This window comes from Blautia acetica, from assembly GCF_038739805.1.
Lineage (GTDB): Bacteria > Bacillota > Clostridia > Lachnospirales > Lachnospiraceae > Blautia.
In genome coordinates, this window is record NZ_JBBEWO010000027.1 from 20870 (window position 1) to 32100 (window position 11231).

9 protein-coding genes are annotated in these 11231 nt (G+C 43.1%); 6 read left to right on the top strand and 3 right to left on the bottom strand.

Features of this window, described 5'->3' with window-relative positions; all coding sequences use genetic code 11:
- The first annotated feature begins 34 nt into the window (after positions 1-34).
- Positions 35-1381 (top strand): glycoside hydrolase family 32 protein, encoded by a 1347-nt coding sequence (locus WBS51_RS14120; protein ID WP_294462222.1) that lies wholly within the window; start codon positions 35-37, stop codon positions 1379-1381.
- 19 nt (positions 1382-1400) lie between these two features.
- Positions 1401-3209, top strand: coding sequence for an alpha-amylase family glycosyl hydrolase (locus tag WBS51_RS14125; RefSeq protein WP_462904928.1), 1809 nt, complete (start codon positions 1401-1403; stop codon positions 3207-3209).
- Positions 3210-3380: 171 nt separating this feature from the next.
- Here the strand turns inward: WBS51_RS14125 and WBS51_RS14130 are convergent, their stop codons facing one another.
- Both WBS51_RS14130 and WBS51_RS14135 read right to left on the bottom strand, forming a co-directional pair.
- Positions 3381-3923 carry an NADH peroxidase gene (locus WBS51_RS14130; RefSeq protein WP_173749223.1) on the bottom strand — a complete coding sequence of 181 codons (543 nt, stop codon included), beginning with the start codon at positions 3921-3923 and terminating at the stop codon, positions 3381-3383.
- 118 nt (positions 3924-4041) lie between these two features.
- Positions 4042-4449, bottom strand: a complete 408-nt coding sequence (locus WBS51_RS14135) for a Fur family transcriptional regulator (protein WP_294462225.1) — start codon at positions 4447-4449, stop codon at positions 4042-4044.
- Between the two features lie 305 nt (positions 4450-4754).
- Between WBS51_RS14135 and trhA the strand changes: the two genes are divergently transcribed.
- Positions 4755-5441 (top strand): PAQR family membrane homeostasis protein TrhA, encoded by a 687-nt coding sequence (gene trhA, locus WBS51_RS14140; protein WP_173749225.1) that lies wholly within the window; start codon positions 4755-4757, stop codon positions 5439-5441.
- Between the two features lie 72 nt (positions 5442-5513).
- Here trhA and WBS51_RS14145 read toward each other — a convergent pair whose 3' ends face one another.
- Positions 5514-6323 (bottom strand): AraC family transcriptional regulator, encoded by an 810-nt coding sequence (locus tag WBS51_RS14145; RefSeq protein ID WP_294462227.1) that lies wholly within the window; start codon positions 6321-6323, stop codon positions 5514-5516.
- 181 nt (positions 6324-6504) lie between these two features.
- On the opposite strand from WBS51_RS14145, the gene WBS51_RS14150 reads away from it, so the two are divergent.
- Genes WBS51_RS14150 through WBS51_RS14160 form a run of 3 tightly spaced genes read left to right on the top strand, consistent with a single transcriptional unit; the run spans position 6505 to position 11025 of the window.
- On the top strand, positions 6505-7299 hold the full coding sequence (locus WBS51_RS14150) for a Cof-type HAD-IIB family hydrolase (protein ID WP_178761813.1): 795 nt from the start codon (positions 6505-6507) through the stop codon (positions 7297-7299).
- A 14-nt stretch (positions 7300-7313) separates the two neighbouring features.
- Positions 7314-9497 carry an alpha-galactosidase gene (locus WBS51_RS14155; RefSeq protein ID WP_294462229.1) on the top strand — a complete coding sequence of 728 codons (2184 nt, stop codon included), beginning with the start codon at positions 7314-7316 and terminating at the stop codon, positions 9495-9497.
- 10 nt (positions 9498-9507) lie between these two features.
- The gene (locus tag WBS51_RS14160) at positions 9508-11025 is read left to right on the top strand and encodes a glycoside hydrolase family 31 protein (protein WP_294462232.1); all 1518 of its coding nucleotides are present in this window, start codon (positions 9508-9510) and stop codon (positions 11023-11025) included.
- Positions 11026-11231 lie beyond the last annotated feature (206 nt).

An 11231-nucleotide genomic window follows, 5' to 3' on the forward strand; every position in this document is an offset into this window, starting at 1 on the left:
TTGGAACGGATTTAAGGAAAGGGAGTATCTGGTTATGATAAAAGACACGTTACATTTAAGAGCACAGGGAAACTGGATCAATGACCCAAATGGATTTATTTACTACAAAGGAAAATATCATTTGTTTTACCAGTATTTCCCCTATGCGCCGGAGTGGGGCACCATGCACTGGGGCCATGCAGTAAGCGAGGATTTGCTGCACTGGAATCACCTGGGTGTGGCGCTGTATCCCACAAAGGATTATGACAGAAACGGAATTTTTTCAGGGAGCGCGCTGGAAAAGGATGGGAAAATGTACCTGTATTATTCTGCGGTAAAATATCTGGAAACGGAGGATGAGGATATTCATCACGCAAAAGGGGATGCTTTTGAGACTAGTCAGGCTATGTTGGTTTCAGAGGATGGATTTACTTTTGACAACATGGGGGCGAAGAAGCAGATAATCCCGGTTGTCAGGGATGAAAGCATTGCAGACGCCACGCATACCAGAGACCCAAAGGTATGGAAATACGGGGATATGTATTATATGATTCTGGGAAGCACAATATCCGGGAAAAAAGGACGTGTGTTGTTTTATAAGAGCGCGGACGGTGTAAACTGGGAATATGTCAGTCAGTACAGCCATGAGAATTTTGGAACGATTCTGGAATGTCCGGATCTTTTTGAAATCCAGGGACAGTATGTTTTCCAGGGGTCTCCCATGAATATTCTGGAAGACGGTTTGGAATATGTACATCATTCTATATGCACACTTGTGGATTTCCGGGAAGGGGAATGTGGATTGTCACTGCCAAAGGAATATCAGTTTGTGGATTACGGACTGGACTTGTATGCTCCACAGACCAATGTGGACAAAGACGGAAGACGGGTTATGGTGGCATGGCTGCGTATGCCGGAGGCGGTAAAAGAGGACAGCGAGAGAGGTACCTGGAACGGTATGATGTGTACGCCCAGAATGATGGAGGTACAGAACGGACATATTTATTTCCGTATGCATACGGAGGCAGACAAGTATCTGTCGAAAGAAGTACAGAACAGAAAAGATGTAGATTATGACCGGCCTTTCCGGGTGCAGACAACTCTGAAAGAAGGAGATGTGCTGGATATAGGCGGATACAGGATTTATGTGGAAGAGGATTGTGTAAAGGCGGACAGAAGCAGAGTGTTTGGAAACAGGAAAAATTACCGGATGGTAAGCAGCACTCCGCAGTTAAAAGGCAGCTATGGGCTGGATATTGTTGTGGATAAAAATCTCATAGAGATTTTCGTAAATAACGGCGAATATGTCATCAGCAATGTGGTATACAATCTTCAGAGGGAACTGACAGGACCGATAGAGAAGATTTTAGCAGGGTGGGATGATGAGAATGAAAAAAAGTGACAGTGTTTTTCAGGAAAGAATGGCAAAGCATCAGGATGAACTGAGATGGCTTTACATGGAATTATACGGAAATGAGGAAATGTTCGGAGAGCTGACTTCTCAAATGTATGAATATTATCAGGCGAGAAAGGCAAGTCTGAAAAACCGGGATAAAAAGAGAGAGGAAAATCCGGACTGGTTTAAGAAAAACGATATGTTGGGCATGATGCTCTATCTTGATAATTTTGCAGGAAATTTGAAGGGCGTACAGAAAAAACTGGATTATCTGAAGTCTTGTAATGTAAACTGCATACATCTCATGCCCTTTCTGGATTCTCCGGAAGGCCGCTCGGACGGCGGTTATGCGGTGGCGGATTTCAGAAAGGTGAAACCGGAGCTTGGTACCATGGAGGATTTGGCGGCACTGACAGACAAGTGCCACCGGAAGGATATGAATGTGTGCATGGACTTTGTCATGAATCACACTTCCGAGGACCATGAATGGGCCAAGAAGGCGAGACAGGGCGACGGAGAGTATATGAGCCGTTATTTCTTCTATGACAGCTATGATATACCCGGGAAATACGAGGAGACGGTGCCTCAGGTATTTCCAACCACTGCTCCGGGTAATTTTACTTACCTGCCGGAACTGCAGCATTATGTACTGACCACCTTTTATCCTTATCAGTGGGATTTGAATTACAAAAATCCCAGGGTATTTAATGAAATGATGTATAATTTTCTCTATCTTGCCAATCAGGGAATTGATATTATCCGTATTGACGCAGTGCCTTATATCTGGAAAGAACTGGGAACTTCCTGCAGGAATCTTCCGAGAGTACATACCATTGTAAGAATGATGCGGATGATTGGCGAAATTGTGTGCCCAAGCGTGATTCTGCTGGGCGAAGTGGTAATGGAGCCGGAAAAGGTGGTGCCTTATTTTGGAACGGTGGAGAAGCCGGAGTGTCATATGCTTTACAATGTGACGACCATGGCGACGACTTGGCACAGCCTGGCCACCCAGGATATCCGGCTGCTGAAACAACAGATGGATGTGGTGAATACGCTGCCAAAGGAATATACATTTTTGAATTACCTGCGGTGCCATGACGATATTGGATGGGGACTGGACTTTGATACCCTGAAATGGTGGGGGATGGAAGAGGTTTCTCATAAGAGATACTTGAATGATTTCTTCACCGGAAAATATGAAGGCAGTGTCAGCCGGGGCGAGCTTTACAATGATGATCCGGTAACTCAGGATGCCAGATTCTGCGGCACTACAGCGTCTATGTGCGGTGTGGAAAGCGCAGGCTTTGAGCAGGATGAGGAAAAAATGGAAAAGGCCGTGGGGCTTGATTTGATGCTTCACGCTTATATGTTTACCCAGTCCGGAATTCCTATGCTCTACAGCGGAGATGAAATCGGACAGGTGAATGATTACAGCTATAAGGGCAATCCGTTGAAGCGGGAGGATTCCCGTTATCTTCACAGGGGAGCGTTTCACTGGAATCTGGCAGCAAAGAGAGGTCATGCAGATACTGTGGAAGGAAAGATTTTCATGGGACTGAACAGGCTGGAAAAACTTCGCAGACAGGAAGCTGTGTTTGATACAAAAGCCAGTGTGTATACTTATGACGTGCATGATGATTCCGTTCTCTGTATCATGAGGGAAAGGGATGGGGAGAAATTCTTCGGAATCTTTAATTTCAGCAGCCAGGACAGAACAGCATGGATGCAGGAGGACGGAGAGTACCGAAACCTGATGACAGGGGAGAAGATGGAAATGAAAGATGTGCAGGTGCCGGGACATGGATTTGTCTGGGCAAAGAGGGGAATTGTGTAAAAATAAATACGGTTAAGATTGAGGCTGTCGCATTAAATAATATGGAAAATGTATAAAGATTTTCTGCTATTTAATGCGACAGTTCTTTTTTATGAGAGAATGATAAAAGAAGACCCGGATAAATACCCGAGTCTCCAGATGTTTCTATTTCTTATTTTGCCAGCCGTCTGATTAGCCGAAGTATCTCTTTAACAGACCTTCAAATGCTTTTCCGTGACGAGCTTCGTCTCTTGCCATTTCATGAACAGTATCATGGATAGCATCAAGGTTCGCAGCTTTTGCACGTTTAGCCAGGTCGAATTTACCAGCTGTAGCGCCGTTTTCTGCTTCTACACGCATTTCCAGGTTTTTCTTTGTGCTGTCTGTAACAACTTCGCCTAATAATTCAGCGAATTTAGCAGCATGTTCTGCTTCTTCATAAGCAGCTTTTTCCCAGTATAAACCGATTTCAGGATAACCTTCTCTGTGAGCAACTCTTGCCATAGCCAGGTACATACCAACTTCAGAACATTCACCTTCAAAGTTTGCTCTTAAATCAGCTAAGATATCTTCGCTAACGCCCTGTGCAACACCTACAACGTGCTCAGCAGCCCAGCTTCTTTCTGCAGACTGTTCTACAAATTTTTCAGCGCCTACGCCGCAAACTGGACATTTTTCAGGAGCTGTTTCGCCTTCATAAACATAACCACATACGCTGCATACAAATTTTTTCATAATGATAATCTCCTTTTCTTATTGAAATTTTGTTTGTTATTAAATCTGGCTTATGCCAGGTTTTTTATTAATAATAGTAATGATTACTATTTTAATTTATCATACTTGAGTAAAATTGTCAACTACTTTTTTTGAACTTTTTTGTTTCTGCACAGTGCCTGCAAATGCCATAGAAAGTAGTGGTGTGTGCAGTAATCGTTCCGTCAAAATTCCGGGCGGCCTGTTCTTTTATACAGTCTATATCAGCAAGCTCTATGTCCTGAATACAATGACAATGAGTGCAGATAAAGTGGCTGTGGGGTTTTGTATTACAGTCAAAACGGTCCGGGCCGTCGCCTGTGGAAATCTTTGCAATTTCACCGAGTTCTACCAGAAGTGAAAGATTCCGGTATACGGTACCAAGGCTGATATTTGGAAATTCGGCTTTGATTCCTGCATACACAGTGTCTGCGGTAGGGTGCTCCTGACAGCTCTGTATAAATGCTCTGATACATTCCCGCTGCCGGCTGTATTTTAAAGCAGCCATAAAGTTCTCCTTTCTGCCAGTGAAAGCTGACTGATTAATAATAGTAATTGTTACTGTAATCAATTTAGCATACTTGATAAAAAAAGTCAAGTATAAAAAAGAAAAAAATAATAAATTATTTTGTGTTTCAAAGATTCTCTATTGCAATTTCTTAAAAAAAGGTGTAGTATACTAAATATCAATAAGTGGTTTTAAAAACTACATGATGAAATATAGATATCTATAAATGGTGTTAAGAACCAAAGTTTTGAATATACTAACATAAGGGAGCAGATTGACAATTCATAAGCAAAGGAGTGGAGAGTATGAAAATCAGTACAGAACGCAGCAGAAAATTTAAAATTAAAGAACCGGGAAGTGCCATTACCCATTTTATAGGCTGTGTTATGGCTTTGCTGGCAGCGCTGCCGCTGCTTATAAAGGCGGCCAGAGAGCCGGACCATATTCATATGATTGCCATGAGTATTTTCATATTGAGTATGATACTTTTGTATGCGGCCAGCACGATTTACCATACCGTAGATTCTACAGAGAAGGTGAACCGGAGGCTGCGGAAAATGGACCACATGATGATTTTTATTTTGATTGCAGGAAGTTACACGCCGGTGTGTCTGATTGTTCTGCAGGGAAAAACAGGGATTATGCTCTGTGCAGCAGTGTGGACGGTTGCATTCATCGGAATTGTTGTTAAGGCTTGTTGGATTACCTGTCCGAAATGGTTTTCTTCTGTGATTTATATTGGTATGGGATGGCTGTGTGTATTTGCTTTTATTCCCATTGTACAGTCCCTTTCCCCGGCGGGATTCGGTTGGCTTTTGGCAGGGGGAATTATTTATACCGTGGGCGGAATTATCTATGCGCTGAAATTACCTTTGTTTAATTCTAAACATAAAAATTTTGGTTCTCATGAAATTTTTCATTTATTTGTCATGGGCGGCAGCATTTGTCATTTTATTGTAATGTACTTCTTTGTAATGCCAATTCATGTGTAAAACAAAATAAAAATGTGGATAACAGGGCTTCTGAAAATGCGAAATGTGGATTTTCGGAAGCTCTGTTTCTATCTATTTTAAAAAGTTCTGGCGAAATTTGCGAGGTGAGATTCCCACCTGTTTTTTGAAATGATTACAAAAAGAGGGAGAATCTTTAAATCCGCAGGAAAATGCAATTTCTGTAATGGTATAGGAAGCAGAGGACAGCATTTGTGTGGCGATTCGTATGCGGTGCTGCATCAGGTACTGCTTGGGGGAAAGCTGTTCTTCTTCTATAAAAATCCTGTATAAGTAAGTGCGGTCAATGCCCACATGACGGGCAATATCAGAAATTTTGATATCATACGAATAGTTGTTTTCAATGTATTCCTGGGCTTTTTGAAAGTATCGGTGTGTGAATTCCTCCCGTTTCCCGTCAACGGTATTTCGCATATGAGAAAGCAGAAGAAGCAGACTTCCTGTAAGCTGAAGCTGATTTCCGTGGGAATTTTGGAAGGACTGCAGCAGAAAGGCCATAGCGTCACAAATCTGGGCTGTTTTTTCCGGGACACTGTTTAAAAAGACAAAGGAATGAGAAAAAACGGTCTGGCGCAGTGTCTGTTTACAGTTTTTTCCGTCAAAGCCTACCCAGGCATAGGTCCAGGGGTCTTCCTGGTCCGCTTCGTAATAGGTGGATTCCATGGGAGGAATCAGAAAAGCGTCGCCCTTGTGTAGGGAATAAGTCACACCGTTCTTTCGGTAAAAACCTTTGCCGTCTAAAACTACATGAAGCAGATAGTGAGGGCGGACAGCAGGGCCAAAGGAATGACCGGGCTCGCAGTTTTCTTTTCCACAAAAATATACGGACAGATAAGCCTGTTCCGGGGTTATATCTTGTTCCATTTTTGACTCCTTTATGCAACAAATCAACAATTTTTAGATACAAAATCACATAGCAACATTTTCTATGAAATTATATAATAAACAGGAGAGAACAGCAATGACAGAATTCCGTTTGCACATTGACGGTGTTTTTAAAAGAGGACTATAATGAAAGCAGAAAACACGAAAAGGAGAAAAGCAGATGGATACAAAAATGTTGTTTTTTGATATAGACGGGACACTTATAACAGAAGAAGACGGAAAAATGCCGGACAGTACAAGAGAAGCACTGCATCTGGCACATAAGAGAGGTCATCTTCTGTTTATCAACACAGGAAGGACAAAAAAGAGTCTCCCTAAGGAATTGCTGAATATGGGGTTTGACGGATATATCTGTGGCTGCGGAACCCATATTTTTCTCCGGGGAGAGGAACTTTTGGCAGCCAGACTTTCCAATTCGCTTTGTAAAGAAGTGGCGAAGGAAGTGCGAAGCCATCATGTGCCGGTTTTTTATGAGGCTTCTGATGCCATTTATATGGACAGGGAAATGCCTGAACTGGAAAAATGGGAGGAAGTGGCGCGAAGCACTTTCCAGATAGAAGGAAGAGATATTGAGGAAGTGTTGGCAAGCGACAGTCTGGTGTACGATAAGCTGCTGATTATCCTGAAAGAAAAGGAGACCCGGCAGGCCCTTCTGGAATATTTGTCCCGGCATTTTGTCTGCATAGACAGGCTTCATCATATGTATGAAGTGGTGCAGAAAGATTATTCAAAGGCAACAGGAATTCAGTTTATCTGTGATTATCTGGGCGGGAAAAAGGAAAACTGTTATGTGTTCGGAGACAGTGAAAACGACAGGGCTATGCTGGAGGCTGTGCCAAACAGTGTGGCTATGGGAAACGCCGAACAGGCAGTAAAAGACATCTGTTCTTATGTAACAACACCCATCAGGGAAGATGGAATCTACAGGGCAATGAAACATTTTGACCTGATTTAAAAGGAGGCAGAAAAATGGCAATCAGTTGTAATAATCAGATATTTTCTCTTCACACCAAACATTCTACTTATCAGATGAAGGTAGACAGAGATTTTCTTATTCATACATATTATGGACCTTATGTGGGGGATTCGGATATGTCTTACCTGGCCAGATGTATTGACAGGGGATTTTCCGGAAATCCCGATGGAATTACGGATAAGGGATATTCGCTGGATACGCAGCTTTTGGAATATCCTTCTTACGGGACCGGAGATTTCAGAAATGACTGTCTGCGGGTGGCTTATGCAGACGGCAGTCAGGTGACGGATTTAAAATATGTTTCCCATGAGATAAAAGAAGGGAAGTATGGGCTGGAAGGACTGCCTGCCATGTACCAGGGAGAAGAGAATGTGCAGACGTTGGAAGTGGTGCTGCAGGACGTATACAAAAAACTGGAAGTGATTTTGTATTACGGTGTGTTTGAAAACCTGGATGTGATTACAAGAGCCTGCAAAATTGTGAATAAAGGCGAGGATAAGGTAAATCTTTTGAGAGCTTACTCTATGTGCCTGGATTTTAACAACAAAGATATGGATTTTGTACATTTCTATGGACGACACGCTATGGAAAGAATTATGGAGCGGACACCTCTTCATCATGGCATTCAGAGTGTGGGCAGCAGAAGGGGATTTTCCAGTCATCAGCACAATCCTTTTGTGGTATTATGTGCGCATGATGCGGGGGAAGACCATGGAAACTGTTACGGCGCTTCTTTTGTATACAGCGGAAACTTTGCGGCAGAGGCAGAGGTAACACAGGCAGACTGTACCCGTATGACGATGGGAATCCATGACGCGCAGTTTCAGTTTGAACTTCAGCCTCAGGAATCCTTTACTGCACCGGAGGTTATGCTTAGTTTTTCTTCAGAAGGACTTGGAACACTGTCCCGGAATTATCATAAAGCTATTCGTTACCATATATGCAGAGGAAAATATAAGACAGCACGCCGTCCGATTCTGATTAACAACTGGGAAGCTACTTATTTCAACTTTAATACAGAAAAACTCCTGGATATTGTCAGAGAAGCAAAAAAACTGGGCATTGAAATGCTGGTTATGGATGACGGCTGGTTTGGCAAGAGAGAGGATGACATCAGCGGACTGGGGGACTGGTTTGTCAATGAAAAGAAACTGGGAGGAAAGCTGAAAGACCTGGTAGACGGAGTAAATGAAATCGGATTGAAATTCGGTATCTGGTTTGAGCCGGAAATGATTTCCGAGGACAGTGATTTATACCGGGCACATCCGGACTGGGCTTTGAAGATTCCGGGAAGAGCTCCAACCAGAGGAAGACAGCAGCTTGTTCTGGATTTTTCAAGGGAAGATGTGAGAACTTATATCTTTGACAGAATGTGTGAAATTCTGGAAAGCTCTGATATTGAGTATATAAAATGGGATGCAAACCGACATTTGACAGACGTATGGTCTGCGCTTTTGCCTGCAGAACGTCAGGGAGAAGTGTTCCACCGCTTTATCCTGGGTCTGTATGATTTTCTGGAAAAAATTACACAGAGATTTCCCAATGTGCTGTTTGAAGGCTGCAGTGGCGGAGGCGGAAGATTCGATGCGGGTATGATGTATTATCATCCGCAGATTTGGTGCAGTGATGATACGGATGCAGTGGAACGTCTGGAAATACAGTATGGTACTTCTTTTGCGTATCCGGTTTCCACCATGGGCGCTCATGTGTCGGTATGCCCGAACCATCAGACAGGACGCAGTGTGTCCATGAAAACCAGGGGAGTGGTGGCTATGTCAGGAACCTTTGGTTATGAACTGGATATCACAAAGCTGTCAGAAGAAGATAAACAGACAGTGAAAGAACAGATTGAAGCATTTAAAAAATATTATGACCTGATTCAGAATGGAGATTATTATCGTCTTACAGATGACGGCAGGAAATCACCGTTTGTGGCATGGGAATTCGTTTCAGCAGATAAAAAGGAAGCTTTGCTGAATGTGGTAGTGCTTAGAACAAAGGCAAATCCTATACTGCATACGGTATATGCAAGAGGTTTGGAAGCAGACATGATGTATCAGGTTGAGGGAAGTCAGGAGAAATTCTCAGGCGCAGCACTGATGAATGGAGGTTATCCGATTCCGGTTATGGGCGATGATTATCAGGCTGTACAAATCCATCTGTTGGTGTGTGAATAGGAGCGTCCGTATGCAGGCAAAGTTTTTGGAAAATGAATTTTGGTATGGCGGTGCAGTGTATGAAAGCTATAAACAACCGATTGGAGAGGAAGATTCCGTGGAATGGGATTTCAGAGAAAATCCCACAGCCAATCAGATAATGCCGCTGTTTCTTTCCACAAAGGGAAGATATATATGGAGTGAGAAAGGCTTTCAAATTCAGTTTCACAAAGGAATGATTCAAGCAGAAGGGGACTGTGAAATCCTTTTAAAGGAGGGATATGATTCTTTAAGAGGGGCGTATCTGGAAGCTATGAAACAGCATTTTCCTTTTCATGAAATCCGGCTTTCTAAAAGATTCTTTGAAGCTCCTGTTTACAACACCTGGATAGAAATGACTTTTTATCAGGAGCAGAACAGGATTCTGGAGTATGCCAGAGGAATTTTGGAGCATGGGCTGCCGACGGGAATTTTAATGATTGATGACGGCTGGTCCCCTTATTACGGAAAGTGGCAGTTTCGGAAAGATAATTTTCCGGAAGCCAGGAAGATGATAGAAGAGCTTCATAAAATGGGCTTTCAGGTCATAGTCTGGATTTGTCCTTTTATTACTCCTGATACCGTAGAATACCGGGAGACCAGAGATAAGCATTTGTTAATAGAGACACCGGAAGGCAAGCCAAGAATTCTGGAATGGTGGAATGGCTATTCGGCAGCGCTGGATTTAACCAATCCCAAAGCGCTGGAGTGGCTGAAAGGACAGTTGGATGTCCTGCAGGAGATGGGAATTGATGGTTTTAAGTTCGATGCAGGAGACTCTTATTACTATACAGAGGGAGACCGGCTTTATAAAAAAGCAAATACAGATGAACTTTCAAGGTTGTGGGCGGCTTTCGGAGAGCAGTATGCCTTTAATGAACTTCGGGTTTGCTTTAAGACGGGGGGATATTCTCTTATGCAGCGGCTGTGTGATAAACATCATACCTGGGATGAGCGTGGTATAGGCGGTTTAATGCCTGGTATGCTGCTTCAGGGACTTACCGGCCATCCTTTTGGCAGTCCGGACATGATTGGCGGCGGCGAATATCTCAGTTTTCAGGAAAACAGCGGGGAATGTTTTGATGCGGAATTGTTTGTCAGATATTGCGAAATTGCTGCGCTGATGCCGGTCATGCAGTTTTCTGCGGCACCGTGGAGATTGTTGGGGAAAGAAGATTATGAAAAGGTACTGGCAGCCATGAAGGTACGGGAGAAATATCTGCCTGTTCTTTTAGAAACTGTTCAGTATGCTTATGAAACAGGAGAGCCTGTAGTGCGTCATATGGAATATGTATTTCCGGGACAGGGCATGGAAAAGACCATGAATCAGTTTATGATAGGGGATAAATTGTTGGTGGCTCCGGTGATGCAAAAAGGAGTGACGTCCCGAATGGTGCAGCTTCCGCGGGGAATGTGGAAACTGGAGGACAGAATTCTGGAAAGTAATGGGGAAGAATGGAGTTTGAATAGTGAAAAGGGTTTGTTAGTTCTGGAAAAGATAGAAAAATAAAAGAATAGAAGACGCGGGATATCCGGAAATGATTGCCGGATATCCCGCATTTTTTGTGTCAGCAATGAAATAAACCACCTGCTATGTGGGTGGTGGGAGAAATCTTTAGATATAAGCAAGAACTCCTGTGCTATGATGAATGTGGGTCTGCAAAACCACAAATAAAAGCACAGGAGGTCCAAATAATGGACGTAAATAGTTTAGCT